The following is a 19,650-nucleotide window of genomic DNA, read 5'->3' as shown; positions in this document are numbered from 1 at the left end:
AATGCGCTCCGAGCTTGCGATCTTGCGTTTATCAGTGAATGGTTTTGCCAATGCGCGACAGGTCGCCAAAGTTCATCCAGATCATGAAGGCCTTGCCCACCATCAGCTTGTCGTCGACAAAGCCCCAGTAGCGGCCGTCCAGGCTGTTGTCGCGGTTGTCGCCCAGCATGAAGTAATGGCCGGCCGGCACCTTGCAGACAAAACCATTGTCATCATAGCGGCAGTTGTCGCGGAACGGGAAGTCCTGCACTTGGCTCAAGGCTACTGTAGGCGAACCTTCGTTGTTCAGCACCGAGTAAGTGCGCTGACCCATGGTTTCCTTGTAGCGCTTGGCGTTGACCATCATCAGGCCCTGCTCCAGATACTCGTAGTTGCCGTCGTCTGCGTCCGGCAGCGGCTTGCCGTTGACGGTCAGACGCTTGTCGCGATACTCGACCACGTCGCCCGGCAGGCCGATGGCGCGCTTGATGTAGTTGACCTTGGGATTGGGCGGGAAATTGAACACGACCACGTCGCCGCGCTCCACCTTGTTTACCGACGCGAACACCGTGTTCAACACCGGCACGCGCAGGCCGTAGGTGAATTTGTTCACCAGAATGAAATCGCCCACCACCAGGCCCGGACGCATCGAACTACTGGGGATCTGGAACGGCTCGGCAATGAAAGAGCGCAGCAGGAACACCACCAGAATCACGGGAAAGAAACCGCGCGAATAATCGACGAAATGACCGGCCGGGGTCTCGGCGGCTCGGCGCTTGGCCAACACCAGCTTGTCCGCCAGCCATACCGCGCCGGTGATCAGCACAAAGACCAGCATCACCGCGGTGAAGCTCATGTAGTTGGACAGCAAGCCAAAACCGCCGATCAGCACCGCCAGGTAGCCCCACTGCACCGCCTGCGGCCAATCCTTGGCGCCCTCTTGCTTCTTGCCGCCAAAAGCGATCAGCATGCCGCCGATCGCCACCGCCACGACAAACACCCAGAACAGATTTCCGCCCACTTATTTGTCCCCTACTTGAAGAATTGCCAGGAATGCTTCCTGCGGAATTTCCACGTTGCCCACCTGCTTCATGCGCTTCTTGCCCGCTTTCTGCTTCTCCAGCAGCTTTTTCTTACGGGTGATGTCGCCGCCGTAGCACTTGGCCAACACGTTCTTGCGCAAGGCCTTGACCGTCTCGCGGGCGATAATGTGGCCGCCGATGGCCGCCTGCACCGCAATGTCGAACATCTGGCGCGGAATCAGTTCGCGCATCTTGGACACCAGTTCGCGGCCGCGGTAAACGCTGGAGGCGCGGTGCACGATCAGCGACAGCGCGTCGACCTTCTCGCCATTGACCAGCACGTCCAGCTTGACCAGATCAGCGCTCTGGAATTCCTTGAACTCGTAATCCAGCGAGGCGTAGCCGCGGCTGGTGGACTTCAGTTTGTCGAAGAAGTCCATCACCACTTCGTTCATCGGCAGATCGTAGGTGAGCATCACCTGGCGGCCCATGTACTGCATATTACGCTGCACGCCGCGCTTCTGGTTGCACAGCGTCATCACCGCGCCGACATAATCTTGAGGCACCAGGATGGTGGAGGTGATGATGGGTTCGCGCAACTCGTCGTACTTGCCGGCTTCCGGCATCCGCGACGGGTTGGACACCACTTCCACCGTGCCGTCCTTCATCACCACTTCGTAGTTCACCGTGGGCGCGGTGGTGATCAGGTCCATGTCGAACTCGCGCTCCAGACGCTCCTGCACGATCTCCAGATGCAGGAGGCCGAGGAAGCCGCAGCGGAAGCCAAAGCCCAACGCCTGCGACACTTCCGGCTCGTACTTCAACGAAGCATCGTTCAGTTGCAGCTTTTCCAGCGCGTCGCGCAGCGATTCGTAGTCATGACTTTCCACCGGATACAGCCCGGCGAACACCTGGGACTGCACTTCCTTGAAGCCCGGCAGCGCCTCGGTGGCCGGCTTGGACACCAGGGTGATGGTGTCGCCGACCTTGGCCGATTTCAATTCCTTGATGCCGGCGATGACGAAGCCCACCTCGCCCGCGTTCAGACTCTGACGCTGAACGGATTTAGGCGTGAACACACCCACCTGCTCGCACAAATGTTCAGCGCCGGTGGCCATGAACTTGATCTTGTCCTTGGGCTTCAGCGAGCCGTCGATCACGCGCACCAGCATCACCACGCCGACGTAGTTGTCGAACCAGGAGTCGATGATCAGCGCCTTGAGCGGACCTTCGGCCTTGCCCACCGGGGGCGGCACCTTGGTCACGATGGTTTCCAGAATGTCCTCGATGCCGATGCCGGACTTGGCCGAAGCGCGCACCGCGTCCGCCGCCTCGATGCCGATAATGTCTTCGATTTCCTGGCTGACGCGCTCCGGCTCGGCCGCCGGCAGGTCGATCTTGTTCAGCACCGGCACCACTTCCACGCCCAGATCAATGGCGGTGTAGCAGTTGGCCACGGTTTGGGCTTCCACGCCTTGCGAGGCGTCCACCACCAACAGGGCGCCCTCGCAGGCGGACAGCGAGCGCGACACTTCATAGGAAAAGTCCACGTGCCCCGGGGTGTCGATCAGGTTCAGGTTGTAGACCTGGCCGTCGCGAGCCTTATAGCTCAAGGCCGCGGTCTGCGCCTTGATGGTGATGCCGCGCTCTTTCTCGATGTCCATCGAGTCCAGCACCTGTGCGCTCATTTCGCGCATTTCCAGGCCGCCACAGAATTGAATGAAGCGGTCGGCCAGGGTCGATTTGCCATGGTCGATATGGGCAATGATCGAGAAATTTCGAATGTTTTTCATGATATCCAGCAAAAGATAAGGGCACGCTAGCGTGCCCGGAACTGCCGATGGAAGCCGCGGGCCTGATGAAAGCGGCTCATCATCAGGATTGCGACCTCTAAAGCCGTTAACAGCCCATCCAGCAAGCGGGGGCACCCAAGTGCCCCCGACATAAACTCACACTGGCGCGGATTTTAGCCGATTTCGCCCAAATGTGCAGCCAATGCGGCTTGATCCAGACGCCAATGGCAGATTTCGGTCTCATCCTCCATCAGCACTGGCACCAGCTCGTTAAAGCGCCGCTCAAGCTCCGGGTCGGCGTCGACATCGACCACATCCAGCTCAAAGCCATAACGTTCGCGCCAAGGCTGCAGCTCGGCCAGCATCTGATGGCACAAGCTGCAGTACTCGCGAAAATACAGCGTCAGCTTCACTTACCGTCGCCCACCGGCAACGGGATGAACTGGGTAACCCCCTGACGCAGCACTTGCAACGCGATCGACGACCCCTTCTTGGCCGCGGACAACGCGGACTTCAGCTGCTCGACATTGGCCAGCGGTTCGCTGCCGATGCCCACGATCACGTCGCCCGGTTGAATGCCGGCGCGCATCGCCACATTATTGGCGCCGCGCACCAACAAGCCGTACTTGATGCCGGCGCGCTGCAACTGAGCCGGGTTCAATACCTGCAGCCGCAGGCCGATCTGGGAGAAACTCTGCTCGGCCGGCCGCTCCTGCTGCGAACCGCGGTATTCACGCTGCGCCAGCCTCGGATCCTGGTCCTGCTGCTCCACCGGCACCACCTTGACGGAGAGGGCCGCGCGAGTACGCCACAGCCCCAAGGTCACCGGCTTGCCGGGAGGGATGCTGCCGATCAGCCGCTGCAGATCGGAACCGGACTCCACCGGCTTTCCGTCCACCTGCTGGATGATGTCGCCCGGCTTGACGCCGGCCTTGGCCGCCGGACCGTTGGGTTCCACCGCGTTGATCAAGGCGCCGGCCGGTTTGGCCAGGCCAAAGGAGGCGGCCAAGTCCTGGCTCAGCTCCTGAATCACCACGCCGATCTTGCCGCGGCTGACATGGCCCTTGGCTTTCAGCTGGCCAACCACATCCATCGCCACGTCGATGGGGATGGCGAAGGAAATACCCATGAAGCCGCCGGAACGGCTGAATATCTGGGAATTGATGCCCACCACCTCGCCCCTGGCGTTGAACAGCGGGCCGCCGGAGTTGCCGGGATTAATCGCGGCATCGGTCTGAATGAAGGGCACGAAAGTCTCATCCGGCAACATGCGATTCTTGCCGGAGACGATGCCGGAAGTAGCGGTATTCTCGAAACCGAACGGCGAGCCGATGGCCAGCACCCACTCGCCCACTTTCAGCGTATTGGCGTCGCCGCGGCGCACCACCGGCAGCTTGTCGGCTTCAATTTTCAACAATGCCACGTCGGTGCGGGCGTCGGAGCCTATCACCTTGGCCTTGTACTCTCGCTTATCCGTCAGCTTGACGGTAATTTCATCGGCGCGGGCCACCACATGGGCATTGGTCAACACGTAGCCGTCGGCGGAAATAATGAAGCCGGAACCCAGCGACGACTCTTGCCGCTCCTGGGCGCGCGGCGGCGCGAAACGGCGGAAAAACTCAAAGAACGGGTCGCCGCTCATGCCCTCGGGCAAATCGTTGCTGACCTCTCGCACCGTGGACTTGGTGCTGATATTGACCACCGCCTTGCCCTCGTTAGAGACGATCTGACTGAAGTCAGGCAGTTCCGCGGCCATTGCAGCGGGCGCCGAGCCCGCCATAATAGAGGCCGCCAGCATGGCGGAAACAATCAGTTTTTTAACCGGCATGAGCGCTCCATCTTGATGTGTTGTGGTTTAAGACGTGCCGGCGAATGCCGGCTGACGGATTTCGGCGTCGAATCGACCGCGCGCCAGGCGCGCAGCCGCGAGATTCGCCGCCAGAAAAAACAGGCGAGCCGGCGACAAGACGCCGGCTCGAGCCCCGTCCGGGCCGCTCCGCGCAAGCACGCCGCCGGAGACCAGACCTCCGGACGGGCTTGCGGAAACGTCGACGGGGTTGGCCATCATGGCTTAAGGCTGACCTTCAACCCTTTCAACAGCCCCATCATCGCCGGCTCGGGCATGTCGCCCACCGCGGTCAGCTGATAGCTGCCCTGCGGGCCGGTAGCCATATTGATGGCGCCGTGCAGGTTGCTGCTGCGCTCCAGACGCGCGCCTTCCGGCTGCGTCTCGACAAACAGCGACAACATCACCAGGCCGTCGGAATACACCATGTGGCGCACGGACTTGCCCGCCTGACCCGGCAAGCTGCGCTGTACCGAACGCAGCAGGTGGAAGCCATTGGGCAGGCCGGACACATCGTTGTCCACCTGCGCGCCGGCCTGCGGCATGGAGGCGCCGCCCGAACGCAACAGGAATTTCTGCGCGAACTTGGGCCGATAGGCGCGCTTATCCTTGGGGCCGGTCAGGTCTAAGTCGGTGAAAGTAAACTGCTCCACCGCTTCGCCCTTGGGCGACAGGGTCACCATTTTCAACGGCAAGGAGGTCAGCGGCTCCACGCACATGCGCAGGCTGTAACGCTGCCTGTCCTTGGGCCGCAGTTCCAGCAGATTGCAATCGCGCTGAGCCACACGGTCGCTGCCGACGTGCTTGAGCGAATACGACTGATTGATCTCGCTCATGTCTTCCGGCAGCAAGGCCGGAAACAAGCGCATCGCGCTGATTTTGGCCGCGTTCAAGGCTTTCTTGTCCGGCGCGAAACAGGCCAACTCATTGCCTTTGCGGACAATTTCGCGGGAAGGCCCGTCCAACGAGGTCCGCTTTTCCCGCATGGCGTCGCCTTGCCCTTCCCTGACGATATGGAAGGTTTCCAGCGTGCCGTTCATCTGGTGCAGATAGGTGCCGTTCAGCGCCTGCTGGCGTCCGGCAGCCGCCACATTGCGCAGCAGCTGCCAGTCATCCTCTGCATGGGCGGCAGGCGCCGCCGCCACAACCATCAAGCTGATCAGAGGAATTACACGCATTTAACGGCGAGCTCCGTTTCCGTAGGATACTTTCATATTGCCTTGATCGGAGGTGACTTCCTGATGAGCCAGCAGATAGGGGTCGTCGCGCTCGGGCTGGCTGGCTTGCGCCGGTTGGACCACTTGCACCGGAACGCCCTTGTCCGCCACCAACGAGGCCGGCTCGCCGCGATGCGTCAGCTGCTGCCAGCCCACCACGGCGGCAAAGCTGACGCTGGCGGCCAGCGCCACCGCGCCGGCGGTGCGGGCGCGAGCCGGGCGCAACCAGCGCCGCGGCGCAAGCACCGTGGGCTCGTCCGCCAGCCGGCTGGCGACCTGCTCTCGCACATTGAGCGCAACCATGCGGTTGGCGCGCATCGCGTCGCCAATCAAGTGATACTCGCCCCAGGCGGCATCCAGTTGCTTGTCAGATGAAATGGAAGCGATGGCTCTGGCTATGTCAGTGTCGTCCAGTTCGCCATCCATCATCGCGGATATCGTTTCTTTCATACCTACCACCTTCTGTTCTTGGCCGTATCCAGCAAAGGCCTGAGCTCGGCAGCAATCGCCTCGCGCGCCCGGAAAATCCGCGAGCGCACGGTGCCTATCGGGCAATCCATCACCTTGGCGATTTCATCGTAGGATAGACCGTCCATTTCCCTGAGCGAAATTGCGGTTCTTAGTTCCTCCGGCAAAGCCTCCACGGCGGCATTGACCGTTGCCAGAATCTCCTTGTTCATCAGCTCGGTTTCGGGCGTGTTCAGGTCAGGCAGCTGCGACGCCATGTCGAAGCTTTCACCGTCCTCGTCCTCTATCTCGCTGTTGACCACCGGACGACGTCCGGAGGCGCTAAGGAAATTCTTGGCAGTATTGATGCCGATTCTGTACAGCCATGTGTAAAACGCGCTCTCGCCACGAAACGACGGCAAGGCACGATACGCTTTGACAAACGCTTCTTGCGTCACATCCTCGATGTCAGCGCCGTCGCGGATAAACCGCGACAACAACCTGGCGAGACGTCGCTGATACTTGGCAACAAGCAGATCGAAAGCTCTTTTTTCACCTCGCTGGGCACGCTCCACCAACTGTTGATCGAGATCCCGATCACTCATGTCGTTGTTATGCTCCCTGATTTGCCCACTGGTCGTGTTTGTGGTCGTTTATGTGGACTGTGACTAGACCACCGCGCTTGCGATGAGTTCCCCCACGCGATTCAGCTGCGAAACATAACAGACCTCGAACAAAACTTGAACATTTGTTTTAACCGTATTGCCAGCGCGCAAACCAGCCCTTACACTCCTACCAAGCACTTGCTTGAATGACATAGAGATAACAATCAAAGCCAATAGTTCCCGGAATCGTTTTCTCGCTTCCGGCGCAAGCCCTTCCGGGCCTTGGCTTTGCCCGCAATAAAGGAATCCAACGCGATGAGCACACCCGGCCAACGCTTCCGTCAGGCGGTAGCACAAGAACAGCCCTTGCAGGTAGTGGGCGCGGTCAACGCCTACGCCGCCCGGCTGGCCGAGCACTCCGGCTTCAAAGCCCTGTATCTGTCCGGAGGCGGCGTGGCCGCTTGCTCCTGCGGCATTCCGGACCTGGGCATCACCACGCTGGAAGACGTGCTGATCGACGCGCGCCGCATCACCGACGTGACCGAACTGCCGCTCCTGGTGGACATTGATACCGGCTGGGGCGGCGCCTTCAACATCGCCCGCGCGGTCCGCAGCCTGGAAAAAGCCGGCGCCGCCGCGGTGCACATAGAGGACCAGGTACAGCAGAAGCGCTGCGGCCACCGCCCCAACAAAGCCATCGTCAGCCAGGCGGAGATGGTGGACCGCGTCAAGGCCGCAGTGGATGCGCGTCGCGACGACGACTTCGTGATCATGGCGCGCACCGACGCGCTGGCGGTCGAGGGGCTGGACGCCGCCATCGAGCGCGCCGTCGCCTGCGTCGAGGCCGGCGCAGACATGATCTTTCCGGAGGCGATGACCGAGCTGGCGATGTACCGTCGCTTCGCCGAAGCGGTGAAGGTGCCCGTATTGGCCAATATCACCGAGTTCGGCGCCACCCCGCTGTTCAACACCCGCGAGCTGGGCGAACACGGCGTCGGGCTGGTGCTCTATCCCTTGTCCGCTTTCCGCGCGATGAGCCAAGCCGCGCTCGGCGTCTACGGCGCGATTCGCCGCGACGGCGGCCAGCAAGCGGTGCTGGACGCAATGCAAACGCGAGCCGAGCTTTACCGCCACCTGGATTATCACGCCTACGAACAAAAGCTGGACGCGCTGTTCCGCCAGGAAGGCCATGGTGCCGAATAATCTGTTCGACGACATTCCGGCCCAGTTGCCGGAAGAGTTGCTGCAGACTTTATTCAGCGGCGTGAAAGGATTCCGCGTCGAACGCATCGTCTCGCGCGGCCATTATTCGCCGGACGGGTTCTGGTATGAGCAGGACGAAGAAGAATGGGTGCTGTTGCTGTCCGGAGCGGCCGAACTGGAATGCCAGGACCCGCCCCAGCGTCTCAGGCTGACGCCGGGCGATTGCGTGTCCATCGCGGCGCGCCGCCGCCACCGCGTGGCCTGGACCGCGCCGGGGCAGGACAGCGTCTGGCTGGCTGTTTTCTACGAAAAATAATTATTCCGCAGGTCTGCGATAAGGAGAAAAGCATGAGCGAAACCGTTGTTGGCATCAAACCCAAGAAATCCGTGGCTCTGTCCGGCGTGGCCGCCGGCAACACCGCGCTGTGCACAGTAGGCCGCAGCGGCAATGATCTGCACTATCGCGGCTACGATATCCTCGACCTCGCCGGACGCTGCGAGTTCGAAGAAGTAGCCCATCTGCTGGTGCACGGCAAGCTGCCGAACAAGGCCGAGCTAGTCGGCTACAAGAAAAAGCTGAAATCGCTGCGCGGCCTGCCGGCGGCGGTGAAGGCGGTGCTGGAAGCGATTCCGGCCAGCGCCCACCCGATGGATGTGATGCGCAGCGGCGTGTCCGCCTTGGGCTGCGCGCTGCCGGAGAAAGACGACCACAACCAGGCCGGCGCGCGCGATATCGCCGACCGGCTGATGGCCAGCCTGGGCTCCATGCTGTTGTACTGGCACCACTTCAGCCACAACGGCAAGCGCATCGAGGTGGAAACCGACGACGACAGCATAGGCGGGCACTTCCTGCACCTGCTGCACGGCGAAAAGCCGCCGCAGGAATGGGTGCGCGCAATGCACACCTCGCTCAATCTGTACGCCGAACATGAGTTCAACGCCTCCACCTTCGCCGCCCGCGTCATCGCCGGCACCGGCTCGGACCTATACAGCGCCGTCACCGGCGCCATCGGCGCGCTGCGCGGCCCCAAACACGGCGGAGCCAATGAAGTGGCCTTCGACATTCAGCAGCGCTACGAAACCCCGGCCGAAGCCGAGGCGGACATCCGCGCGCGCGTGGAACGCAAGGAAGTGGTCATTGGCTTCGGCCACCCGGTCTACACCCTTTCCGATCCGCGCAACAAGGTGATCAAGGATGTGGCGCGCGAACTGTCCAAGTCCGCCGGCAACAGCAAGATGTTCGACATCGCCGAACGGCTGGAAACCGTGATGTGGGGCATCAAGAAAATGTTCCCCAATCTGGACTGGTTTTCCGCGGTCAGCTACCACATGATGGGCGTGCCCACCGCCATGTTCACCCCCTTGTTCGTGATCGCCCGCACCAGCGGCTGGAGCGCGCACGTGATCGAGCAACGTCAGGACGGCAAAATCATCCGACCCAGCGCCAATTACATTGGCCCTGAAGACCAGATATTCGTGCCGCTGGACAAACGCTAACGGCCCAACGCCAGAGCGAGTCGATGCAGGGTTTCATGAATGGGAAGCTCTGCATTACACCCTTCTCTCCGAAGAGCAAACTCAAGCAAACAAAACTATGACCCCTTCAAAAATTGCACTAGGCTCCATAAAATTTACTTATTTAAAATTAAAATATGTTCTTGCGGGGTACATAATATTCGGACTAATCAGACAAATATCTCAATATGAACAATGCAAAAACATACAAATCAGACACTCAATTGAAATTGCAATAAACAGCTTCACCTCAGGGACAATACTACAATTTATTTTTTATATATTCCCAATTTTCATACCAGCCCTTTGCTTCAAATACGAGACACCGCGAAAATTATCAGAAATTTACTTTAGCCTAGTAGCCGATGTACTTGCGATTTGGACGGGCATATCTTTAGGCATATCCTCTCCAGACAATGCATTTATATTTTATATTGCCGCATTATTTTTCAACGCCCTGGCAGCCCTTTCGCAAAGCGAAATAGAGATATTCAGCCCAAGCAAAACCCTCGCTCAAAACACCAGCACTTCCAAACAAAAGCTAGCAAAAGAGGCCTTATGAATACCGCTTACCGCATCGCTCTGACCGGCACGGGCCTCGACTACTTCGATGCCCGCGCCGCCGTTAACGCCATCCTACCCGGCGCCTGGGAGCAATTGCCCTATACCGGCCGCATCCACGCCGAAAACCTGGTGCGCCGCTGCGAACCGGCGCTGCTGGGCGAATGCCTGGAGCAGATCGCCCATCGCAAGCGCGAGCGCGACTTCCCCTGGTTTCCGGCGCGCGTGGTCTGCCACGACATCCTGGGCCAGACCGCGCTGGTGGATCTTGCCGGCCTGCGCGACGCCATCGCAGACCAGGGCGGCGATCCGGCCCAGGTCAACCCGGTGGTGCCGGTGCAATTGATCGTCGACCACTCGCTGGCGGTGGAATGCGGCGGCTTCGACCCGCAGGCTTTCGAAAAGAACCGAGCGATCGAAGACCGGCGCAACGAGGACCGCTTCCATTTCATCGAATGGACCAAGAACGCATTCGACAATGTCGACGTGATCCCGGCCGGCAACGGCATCATGCATCAGATCAATCTGGAGAAGATGTCGCCGGTCATCCACGCCGACAACGGCGTGGCCTACCCGGACACCTGCGTCGGCACCGACAGCCACACCCCCCACGTGGATGCGCTGGGTGTGATCGCCGTCGGCGTCGGCGGCCTGGAAGCCGAAAACGTGATGCTGGGCCGCGCATCGTGGATGCGGCTGCCGGACATCGTCGGCGTGGAACTGTCCGGCAAACCCGGCCCGGGCATTACCGCCACCGACGTGGTGCTGGCGCTGACCGAATTTTTGCGCCAGCAAAAGGTGGTGGGCGCATACCTGGAATTCTACGGCGCGGGCGCGGCGGCGCTGACCTTGGGCGACCGCGCCACCATTTCCAATATGGCCCCGGAGTACGGCGCCACCGCGGCGCTATTCTTCATCGACGAACAGACCATCGCCTATCTGAAGCTGACTGGCCGCAGCGACGAGCAGGTGCGCTTAGTGGAAACCTACGCCAAGACCGCCGGGCTATGGGCCGACACGCTGCAAAACGTCGCGTATGAACGGGTGCTGCGCTTCGACCTGTCCAGCGTGAGCCGCAATCTGGCCGGCCCGTCCAATCCGCACAAGCGGCTGCCGGTATCGGCTCTCGCCGAACGCGGCATCGCCGTGAACCTGGCGCAGGCGCGCGCAGAAGAGGCCCAGGGCCTGATGCCGGACGGCGCGGTGATCATCGCCGCCATCACCAGTTGCACCAATACCTCCAACCCCCGCAATGTGATCGCCGCCGGCCTGCTGGCGCGCAATGCCAACCGCCTGGGCCTGATTCGCAAACCGTGGGTGAAGTCCTCGCTGGCGCCGGGTTCCAAGGCAGTCGAACTCTATTTGAAGGAAGCCGGCCTGTTGTCCGAGCTGGAGCAATTGGGCTTCGGCATCGTCGCCTTCGCCTGCACCACCTGCAACGGCATGTCGGGCGCGCTGGAACCCAAGATCCAGCAGGAAATCGTGGAGCGCGACCTGTACACGACGGCGGTACTGTCCGGCAACCGCAACTTCGACGGCCGCATCCACCCCTACGCCAAGCAAGCCTTCCTGGCTTCGCCGCCGCTGGTGATCGCCTACGCCATCGCCGGCACCATGCGCTTCGACATCGAAAAAGACGTGCTCGGCGTCGCCGACGGCAAGGAGATCCGGCTCAAGGACATCTGGCCGGACGACGCGGAGATAGACGCGGTGCTGCGCCAGGCGGTCAAGCCCGAGCATTTCCGACAGGTGTACGAACCGATGTTCGCCATCCGCCGCGACACCGCCGCCAAGGCCAGCCCGCTGTACGCCTGGCGGCCGCAGTCCACCTATATCCGTCGCCCGCCTTACTGGGAGGGCGCGCTGGCCGGCGAGCGCACGCTGCGCGGCATGCGCCCTCTGGCCCTGCTGCCCGACAACATCACCACCGACCACTTGTCGCCGTCCAACGCCATCCTGCCGGACTCTGCCGCCGGCGAATATCTGGCGAAGATGGGCCTGCCGGAGGAAGACTTCAATTCCTACGCCACCCACCGCGGCGACCACCTGACCGCGCAGCGCGCCACCTTCGCCAACCCCAAGCTGTTCAATGAAATGGTGTTGAACGAAGACGGCTCGGTGAGACAGGGCTCACTGGCCCGCGTCGAGCCGGAAGGCAAGACCATGCGGATGTGGGAGGCGATAGAAACCTATATGGAGCGCAAGCAGCCGCTGATCATCGTCGCCGGCGCCGACTACGGCCAGGGCAGCTCGCGCGACTGGGCGGCCAAGGGCGTGCGGCTGGCCGGCGTCGAGGCCATCGTCGCAGAGGGCTTCGAGCGCATCCACCGCACCAACCTGATCGGCATGGGCGTGCTGCCGCTGGAATTCAAGCCCGGCGTCAACCGCAAGACGCTCGCGCTGGACGGCACCGAGACCTACGACGTGGTAGGCCGACGCCAGCCGCTCGCCGAACTGACGCTGCTGATCCACCGCCGGAACGGCGATACCACGCAAGTACCGGTGACCTGTAGGCTGGACACTGCGGAAGAAGTGTCGATCTACGAAGCCGGCGGCGTGTTGCAGCGTTTCGCTCAGGACTTTTTGGAAGGCGCGGGAGGCTGAACCCCTCTCCCCCGGCCCCTCTCCCTCAAGGGAAGAGGGGTATGCGCCAGCTCGATTTCGCCAAGTCCTTACGGCGCAATATGACCCACGCCGAACAGCGACTCTGGAAGCAGCTCCGCGCCCACCGGCTGAACGGCGAGAAATTCCGCCGCCAACAGCCGATCGGCCCCTACATCGTCGATTTCGTCCACTTCGGCTCGCGGCTGATCATAGAGGCGGACGGCAGCCAGCATCACGAAAGCCGCAGCGACGCCGCGCGCGACGCTTGGCTGCAGGCGCAAGGCTTCAGAGTCATGCGTTTCTGGAACAACGATATTCTGTATAACCAGGACGCCGTCCTAGAAGCGACCTGGCAAGCGCTAAGCGCCGATTCAAAGTCTCGCGAGCAAGAGCGAGACAAGGCGAAAACTAGCGAAAAAGCGGAATGTGCGAGGGGTACATGAGCATTTTGAGCTTGTACTCACCGTACAAGGCTTCACGAAGCGCCGCAGACTTTGAACAGGTTCTAAGCGCCCGGACACAATGAACACAGCGGCGCACCGATAACAGAGCCGCCACAAACACAGGAAAACAAGCACATGAACCACCCAGCCCAGATCCGCATCCCCGCCACCTATATGCGCGGCGGCACCAGCAAGGGCGTGTTCTTCCGGCTGCAGGACCTGCCGGAGGCCGCGCGCCAGCCGGGCGCGGCGCGCGACGCGCTGCTGCTGCGAGTGATTGGCAGTCCGGACCCTTACGGCAAGCAGATAGACGGCATGGGCGGCGCCACGTCCAGCACCAGCAAGACCGTGATCGTGTCCTCCTCCTCGCGTCCCGGCCACGACGTCGACTACCTGTTCGGCCAGGTCGGCATAGACAAGGCCTTCGTAGACTGGAGTGGCAACTGCGGCAATCTGTCCGCCGCGGTCGGCCCCTTCGCCATTGCCGGCGGCCTGATCGATCCGGCGCGCATTCCCGCCGACGGCGTGTGCGCGGTGCGTATCTGGCAGGCCAATATCGGCAAGACCATCGTCGCCCATGTCCCCATCGTCAACGGTCAAGTGCAGGAGACCGGCGGCTTCGAACTGGACGGCGTCACCTTCCCCGCCGCCGAGGTGCCGTTGGAGTTCCTGGATCCGGCCGATGAGGGCGACGGCGACGGCGACGGCGGCGCGATGTTCCCCACCGGACACCTGGTGGACACGCTGGACGTGCCCGGCGTCGGCGTTTTCCCGGCCACATTGATCAATGCCGGCATTCCCACCATCTTCGTCAACGCCGCCGACATCGGCTACAGCGGCACTGAACTACAGGACGCGATCAATGCCGATCCGGCGGCGCTGGCGCGCTTCGAAACCATACGCGCCCACGGCGCGCTGAAGATGGGCCTGATCAAGACGCTGGACGACATCGCCAGCCGCCAGCACACGCCCAAGATCGCCTTCGTCGCGCCTCCGGCCGACTACCTCTCCTCCAGCGGCAAACCGGTGCGCGCCGCCGACATCGACCTCCTGGCGCGGGCAATGTCCATGGGCAAACTGCACCACGCAATGATGGGCACCGCCGCGGTGGCCATCGGCACCGCGGCGGCGATTCCCGGCACCCTGGTCAATCTGGCCGCCGGCGGCGGCAAACGTCGGATGGTGCGCTTTGGCCACCCGTCCGGCACCTTGCGCGTCGGCGCAGAAGCCCGCCAGGCAGACGGGGCCTGGACGGTAACCAAGGCAGTCATGAGCCGCAGCGCTCGGGTGTTGATGGAAGGCTGGGTGCGGGTGCCGGGCGACGCGCTCTGAGATTGCGTCGCCATTGCTCGCGGATCGCAAACACGTTCTGAGACCGGCTCAGGCCGGCAAGGCGCGCTGCAAGATCGCGTCGACCTGCAAGCGATTCGCATCCAGCGCGCCGGCCACCCGCCCCCACTGCCCATCGCTCAAACGGCTGACGACGAAACCCTGCGCCAAGGCCGCCGGCGCATAACGCGTCAGCAGGCAGCCCTGCGCGGTCAGCGCCAGCAATTGTGCAAAGCGCCGGCCCAGGGGCTCCAGCTCGGCCGGCCTGGCGGCCAGCTCTCGCAATTGCGCCAGCGCCGCGGCCAGCGCCGGATCGCCGCCGGACAGAACCGCCAAATCCTCCAATAAAGCCTGCCAGGCTTGTGGCTCGCGCTGCAGCGCCCGGATCACATCCAGACACATCACATTGCCCGAGCCCTCCCAGATCGAATTCAGCGGCGCTTCGCGATACGCGCGCGCCATCGGCCCATCGACATAGCCGTTGCCGCCAAACACCTCCATCGCCTCGCCGCTGAACTCCACCGCCCGCTTGCACACCCAGAACTTGGCCGCAGGCGTGACGATGCGTTTCCACCCCCGCTGCGCCGGCGCGTCATCGCGCTCGAAGGCTTCAGACAGACGCGCCGCCACCTGCAGCGCCGCCTCGCTCTCCAAGGCCAAATCCGCCAGCACCGCGCGCATCAGCGGCTGCTCGGCCAAGCGCTTGCCGAAGGCCATGCGCCGCCGCGCGTAGGCCAAGGACTGCACCACGCCCTGGCGCAACAGCGCGGCGCTGCCGATCACGCAGTTGAGCCGGGTGTAGCCGGCCATCTCGATGATGGTGGGAATACCGCGCCCCTCCTCGCCAATCAACACGCCCCAGGCGTCCTGAAACTCCACCTCGCAGCCGGCGTTGCTGCGGTTGCCCACCTTGTCCTTCAGACGCTGGATCCGCACCGCGTTGCGCTCGCCGTCGGGCCGCCAGCGCGGCACGTAAAAGCAGCACGGCGCGCCGTCGACGGTTTTGGCCACCACCAGATGAGCATCGCACATGGGCGCGGACCAGAACCATTTGTGGCCGCGCAGCAGGTATTCGCCGCCTCGGCCTCCGGCCCCCAGCGGCGTCGCCTGCGTGGTGTTGGCGCGCACGTCGGAGCCGCCCTGCTTCTCGGTCATGCCCATGCCTATCCACGCCGACGCCTTGCGTTCCAGCGGCAAATCGCGGCTGTCGTGAACGCGGCTGAACAGCTTGTCGCCCAACGACGCCCATAACCCCGGCTCGCGCCGCAGCAAGGGGATGCCGGCCTGGGTCATCGTGGCCGGGCACAGACTGCCGGCCTCCACCTGGCCATGCAGATAGATTCCGGCCATCGTCGCGCTCCAGCGGCCTGTCCGTTCGCTGTCGAAAGGCATGCTCACCAGGCCCTGCTCGCGATACAGCGTCAACAACTGGTGCCAGGCCGGGTGGGAGTCCACTTGGTCGACGCGGCGGCCGCGGCGGTCGAAAGCGCGCAGCTCCGGCACATGGCGGTTGGCCTGCTCCGCCAGTTCGAAACTATCCGGCCTCCCCAGGCGCTCGCCGTAAGCGCGCAGCCCGGCCTCGGCCCAGCCGGCGTCGGCGCGCAGCAGAACCTCGCGCAAGGCCGGATCGCTGTCGTACAGCGAGTAATCCGCCAGTTCTTCGTACTGGTTGCTCACTTCATGGGTTTGCCAGATCATCGTTCCGTCTCCCTCGCGCCGCACAGCGGCCATGACGAAAGTATAAGGAAAGCGGCGATGCGACATGTTCGGGTTTCCCTTACCGCGGCGCAGCAAGCCGAGCAGGCCCCGCCGGCCACGCGCCGGCGGCCGCGCCAGTCGCGCTCGCGCGCCAGCCTGATCGCGCTGCAACAAGCCTTTGTTCAGGTTTTGCTGGAACGCGGCTACGCCAAGACCACGGTGCGCGAAGTGGCCGCCGTCGCCGGCGTGGCGGTCGGCACCTTTTATCAGTACGTGCGCAATATGGACGGCCTGGCCGCGCTGAGCATCCACCAGCATGTGCATGCCCTGGCCGATGCTTTGCGTCGCAAAGCCGCCGCCTGCCGCGGCACGGACCGCCGCGAGATCGCCGCCGCGCTGCTGGCCTTGCAACTGGACACGGTGCAACGTCAGGCGGCGGCCTGGAGCGCTTTGTTCCAGTTGGAGCGGAGAGTGTCCTCGCTGGAAGCCTACCGCCGCCACTACCAGCAATACGTGGACATCTGGCGCGCCGCGTTGGCCGGCGCCGTGGAGCCGCCTCCGCGTCTGGAGGCCGCGGCGCGCATGGCCCACTGCCTCTGCTACGGCGCAATCTCCCAAGCCTTGCTGAGCCAGGGGTCCGCCGCCGACCTGCCGGCCTTGCGCCTGGAGTTGGAGGCGGCGCTCAACGCCTGCCTGGGCTGAAACCTCGGGAAAGGCTGCGCGAGAAGGAGTAGAATCGGCCTCAGCCGCCGTCAAGGCGGCCAAGAAGAACAAAGGAAGCAAAATGACAGAACATTGGGGCAAGGTGCTGACCGCCATGGTCACGCCCTTCGACGAGGCCGGCCGGCTAAATCTGGACGCGGCGCGGCAACTGGCCAGACATCTGGCGGCCAACGGCAGCGACGGCCTGGTGGTGGCGGCCACGACCGGCGAAGCGCCGACGCTGAGCGACCAGGAACGGCGCGACTTGGTTCGCGCGGTCAGCGAAGCCGTGACCATCCCCGTGCTGGCCGGCACCGGCAGCAGCCATACCGAACACGCGATCGCGCTGACGCGCGAAGCCTCCGACCTCGGCGCCGCCGGCGTCTTCGTGGTCGGCCCCTATTACAACCGCCCGCCGCAAGCCGGCATCGAGGCTCATTTCCGCGCGGTGGCCGCGGCCACCCGGCTGCCGCTGATGGTCTACGACGTGCCGGGCCGCACCGGCCGCCGCATCGCCGCCGACGTGCTGCTGCGGCTGTTCCGCGAAGTGGACAATATCGTCGCCTTCAAGGACGCCACCGGCGACCCGGCTGCGGCCGCCGCGCTGGTGGCCACGGCCGGCGAGCATTTCACGCTCTATTCCGGCGACGACGCCCTGACCCTGCCCTTGCTGGCCGTGGGCGCTGTGGGTGTGGTCGGCACCTCCACCCACTGGACCGGGCCGGAGTTCACGCGCATGATCGCCGCTTTTGAACAGGGCGACACGGCGCTGGCGCGGCGCGTCAACGCCGGCCTGCAGGAGTCCTTCGCCTTCTCCAACACCGACGCCTCGGTGTTTTCGATGTCGGTGAAAGCCATGCTGCGGGTGCAGGGCCTGCCGGTAGGGCAATGCCGGCTGCCGTTGCCGCCCACCGGCGCCGCCGAGGAGGAACAGGCGCGGCTGGTATGGGAGCGGCTGCAATTGCGTCGCGCCGCCGCCTATTAAGCGCAGCCCATGAAAAAAGGAGCCGACAGGCTCCTTTTTCACATCTAACAACGGCGTTCAGTCGCGGAAGTTGTTGAATTGCAGCGGAAAGCCGTTTTCCTTGTCGTCGGCGATTTCCTTGCGCATCAGCGCGATGCACTCCTGCAGCACGTCTCGCTTGGCGCCGGACACCCGCACCGCCTCGCCCTGGATGCTGGCCTGCACCTTGAGCTTGGCGTCCTTGATCAGCTTGACGATTTTCTTGGCCAGATCGGACTCCAGCCCTTCCTTCACCGTCAGCACTTTCTTCACCTTGTTGCCGCTGACCTTTTCCAGCTTGCCGTACTCCATGCAGCGCACATCCACGCCGCGCTTGGACAGCTTGTTGACCAGAATATCGTTGACCTGATCCAGTTGGAATTCGGCGTCGGCGTACAAGGTCAACTCCTTGTCGCCGATCTCTATACGGGCGTCGCTGCCCTTGAAGTCGTAACGCGTGGACACTTCTTTATTGGCTTGCTCCACGGCGTTGCGCACTTCCACCTTGTTCACTTCGGACACGATATCGAAAGACGGCATGAAATATTCCTAATAATGCTTGATGCCGCCATTTTAGAGGCTGGCCCCGCCCTTGTCACTCGACCGCCCCCTCCTCGCCTTCGCCCAGCCGCGCCCGCATCGCTTCCACCTCCTTGAGCCGGCCGCTGATGCGGTCCCAATGCCGCGCGTTCAAGGCGGCGATCACCGCATCCACCAACATCATCAACGGTGTGTTGCTGTCCCAGCCGGCCGGGCCGGCCGTGTGCGCCGCCAGGGTGTAGCGCGCCACCCGCGCCACCGGCGACAGCCATTGGTCGGTGAACAGCAGCACGCTGGTCTTGCGCTGCGCCGCCATTTCCGCGATGCGCAGCGCGTCGTCCCAATAACGGCGGATGTCGAAGATCACCAGTACGTCCTGTCGCCCCATGTCCACCAGCGAATCCGCCCAACTCGCCGGCACGCCGCGCAAATGCACCACGTCCGGCCGCACCACTTTCAGATGGTGACAAAGATAAGCCGCCAGTGGGTCGGTCAGCCGCCCGCCCAGCAGCCAGATTCGGTGCTTGCGTTCGCCCAGCAAGTCCACCGCGCCGTCGAACTCGGCGCGCGGCACTTGAGCCGCGGTCTGGCGCATCAAATCGGCGATGCGCTCCGCGTGACTGGCCAGAAAATCGTGATCGCCCTGCAGTTGCCCCGGGTCGTGCCGCATTAACGGCGATTGCAGCCGCAGCTCCAGTTCGGCGCGCAAGGCCCCCTGAAAAGCGGCGTAATTGTCGAAGCCCAGCTTGCCGATCAGGCGCAGCACCGTCGGCCCGCTGACATCGGCGCGCTGCGCCCATTGCGCGATGGTTTCCAAGCCGGCCACCGGATAATTGGCCAGCAGCGCCCGTCCCACCTTGCGTTCGGTGGGGGTCAGCGCTTCGAACAGCGCGCGGACTTGTTCCGCGATCGAGCGGCTTTGGCTCATTCTGTTGCCCCTTTGGCAATGCACGACTGACATCGTGCCGCGCAGCATAACAGCGCCAGTGTAAAAACGGCATTGTGTCATTGCGCCCACACTGCGCCCCAGATTCTAATATTTATTACAAATTTGGCTTGATTCATTTTTTTTTAACGAATAATACTACCCAAACAACATGACGGCGACCAGGGATGGCCCAAAAGTCAGCCACAAACCGCTAT

At 62.9% G+C, this 19,650-nt stretch carries 19 protein-coding genes; 9 read left to right on the top strand and 10 right to left on the bottom strand.

All coding sequences use genetic code 11. The features are described from left to right. Positions 1-31 precede the first annotated feature (31 nt). From lepB to rpoE, 7 genes are all read right to left on the bottom strand, one after another. Entirely contained in the window at positions 32-1,000 is a 969-nt protein-coding gene (lepB, locus tag DXT74_RS13130; RefSeq protein WP_043641598.1) for a signal peptidase I, read from the bottom strand. Further along, the gene (gene lepA / locus DXT74_RS13125; protein WP_043641596.1) at positions 1,001-2,794 is read right to left on the bottom strand and encodes a translation elongation factor 4; all 1,794 of its coding nucleotides are present in this window, start codon (positions 2,792-2,794) and stop codon (positions 1,001-1,003) included. Positions 2,795-2,967: 173 nt separating this feature from the next. After that, positions 2,968-3,207 (bottom strand): glutaredoxin family protein, encoded by a 240-nt coding sequence (locus DXT74_RS13120; protein WP_043641595.1) that lies wholly within the window; start codon positions 3,205-3,207, stop codon positions 2,968-2,970. Beyond that, positions 3,204-4,622 carry a DegQ family serine endoprotease gene (locus DXT74_RS13115; RefSeq protein WP_043641594.1) on the bottom strand — a complete coding sequence of 473 codons (1,419 nt, stop codon included), beginning with the start codon at positions 4,620-4,622 and terminating at the stop codon, positions 3,204-3,206. Before DXT74_RS13115 ends, DXT74_RS13120 begins: the two co-directional genes overlap by 4 nt. A 236-nt stretch (positions 4,623-4,858) precedes the next feature. Then, positions 4,859-5,818: a MucB/RseB C-terminal domain-containing protein gene (locus tag DXT74_RS13110; protein ID WP_043641591.1), complete on the bottom strand. Its 960-nt coding sequence runs from the start codon at positions 5,816-5,818 to the stop codon at positions 4,859-4,861. Next, the gene (locus DXT74_RS13105) at positions 5,819-6,307 is read right to left on the bottom strand and encodes a sigma-E factor negative regulatory protein (RefSeq protein ID WP_043641589.1); all 489 of its coding nucleotides are present in this window, start codon (positions 6,305-6,307) and stop codon (positions 5,819-5,821) included. Positions 6,308-6,309: 2 nt separating this feature from the next. After that, positions 6,310-6,909, bottom strand: coding sequence for an RNA polymerase sigma factor RpoE (gene rpoE / locus DXT74_RS13100; protein WP_043641588.1), 600 nt, complete (start codon positions 6,907-6,909; stop codon positions 6,310-6,312). Positions 6,910-7,224: 315 nt separating this feature from the next. On the opposite strand from rpoE, the gene prpB reads away from it, so the two are divergent. From prpB to prpF, 7 genes are all read left to right on the top strand, one after another. Then, entirely contained in the window at positions 7,225-8,112 is an 888-nt protein-coding gene (gene prpB, locus DXT74_RS13095) for a methylisocitrate lyase (protein WP_194426174.1), read from the top strand. Next, positions 8,099-8,428, top strand: a complete 330-nt coding sequence (locus DXT74_RS13090; protein ID WP_194426173.1) for a cupin domain-containing protein — start codon at positions 8,099-8,101, stop codon at positions 8,426-8,428. The genes prpB and DXT74_RS13090 overlap by 14 nt, the downstream gene beginning before the upstream one ends. Before the next feature lie 32 nt (positions 8,429-8,460). Next, entirely contained in the window at positions 8,461-9,609 is a 1,149-nt protein-coding gene (gene prpC / locus DXT74_RS13085) for a 2-methylcitrate synthase (protein WP_194426172.1), read from the top strand. Next, complete coding sequence (locus DXT74_RS13080; protein ID WP_194428146.1) at positions 9,566-10,189, top strand: hypothetical protein; 624 nt, start codon at positions 9,566-9,568, stop codon at positions 10,187-10,189. Before prpC ends, DXT74_RS13080 begins: the two co-directional genes overlap by 44 nt. Continuing rightward, positions 10,186-12,792, top strand: a complete 2,607-nt coding sequence (gene acnD / locus DXT74_RS13075) for a Fe/S-dependent 2-methylisocitrate dehydratase AcnD (protein ID WP_194426171.1) — start codon at positions 10,186-10,188, stop codon at positions 12,790-12,792. The genes DXT74_RS13080 and acnD overlap by 4 nt, the downstream gene beginning before the upstream one ends. After that, positions 12,789-13,235, top strand: a complete 447-nt coding sequence (locus DXT74_RS13070) for an endonuclease domain-containing protein (RefSeq protein WP_370551763.1) — start codon at positions 12,789-12,791, stop codon at positions 13,233-13,235. The genes acnD and DXT74_RS13070 overlap by 4 nt, the downstream gene beginning before the upstream one ends. 135 nt (positions 13,236-13,370) lie before the next feature. Beyond that, entirely contained in the window at positions 13,371-14,567 is a 1,197-nt protein-coding gene (gene prpF / locus DXT74_RS13065; RefSeq protein WP_194426169.1) for a 2-methylaconitate cis-trans isomerase PrpF, read from the top strand. A 48-nt stretch (positions 14,568-14,615) separates the two neighbouring features. Here prpF and DXT74_RS13060 read toward each other — a convergent pair whose 3' ends face one another. Further along, positions 14,616-16,262, bottom strand: coding sequence for an acyl-CoA dehydrogenase family protein (locus tag DXT74_RS13060; RefSeq protein ID WP_194426168.1), 1,647 nt, complete (start codon positions 16,260-16,262; stop codon positions 14,616-14,618). A 57-nt stretch (positions 16,263-16,319) separates the two neighbouring features. Between DXT74_RS13060 and DXT74_RS13055 the strand changes: the two genes are divergently transcribed. Together DXT74_RS13055 and dapA are read left to right on the top strand one after the other, a co-directional pair. Continuing rightward, a complete protein-coding gene (locus tag DXT74_RS13055) occupies positions 16,320-16,964 on the top strand; it encodes a TetR family transcriptional regulator (RefSeq protein WP_081556179.1) in 645 nt (214 codons plus the stop codon). An 82-nt stretch (positions 16,965-17,046) separates the two neighbouring features. Continuing rightward, a complete protein-coding gene (dapA, locus tag DXT74_RS13050) occupies positions 17,047-17,949 on the top strand; it encodes a 4-hydroxy-tetrahydrodipicolinate synthase (protein ID WP_194426167.1) in 903 nt (300 codons plus the stop codon). 57 nt (positions 17,950-18,006) lie between these two features. Here dapA and DXT74_RS13045 read toward each other — a convergent pair whose 3' ends face one another. Next, positions 18,007-18,507, bottom strand: coding sequence for a YajQ family cyclic di-GMP-binding protein (locus DXT74_RS13045; RefSeq protein WP_043641576.1), 501 nt, complete (start codon positions 18,505-18,507; stop codon positions 18,007-18,009). 55 nt (positions 18,508-18,562) lie between these two features. Beyond that, positions 18,563-19,435, bottom strand: a complete 873-nt coding sequence (locus tag DXT74_RS13040) for a MurR/RpiR family transcriptional regulator (protein ID WP_043641574.1) — start codon at positions 19,433-19,435, stop codon at positions 18,563-18,565. Positions 19,436-19,650 lie beyond the last annotated feature (215 nt).

It is taken from the genome of Chromobacterium sp. Rain0013 (genome assembly GCF_015291765.1).
Taxonomy (GTDB): Bacteria; Pseudomonadota; Gammaproteobacteria; order Burkholderiales; family Chromobacteriaceae; genus Chromobacterium; species Chromobacterium haemolyticum.
This window is presented reverse-complemented; position numbering and strand designations above follow the sequence as displayed.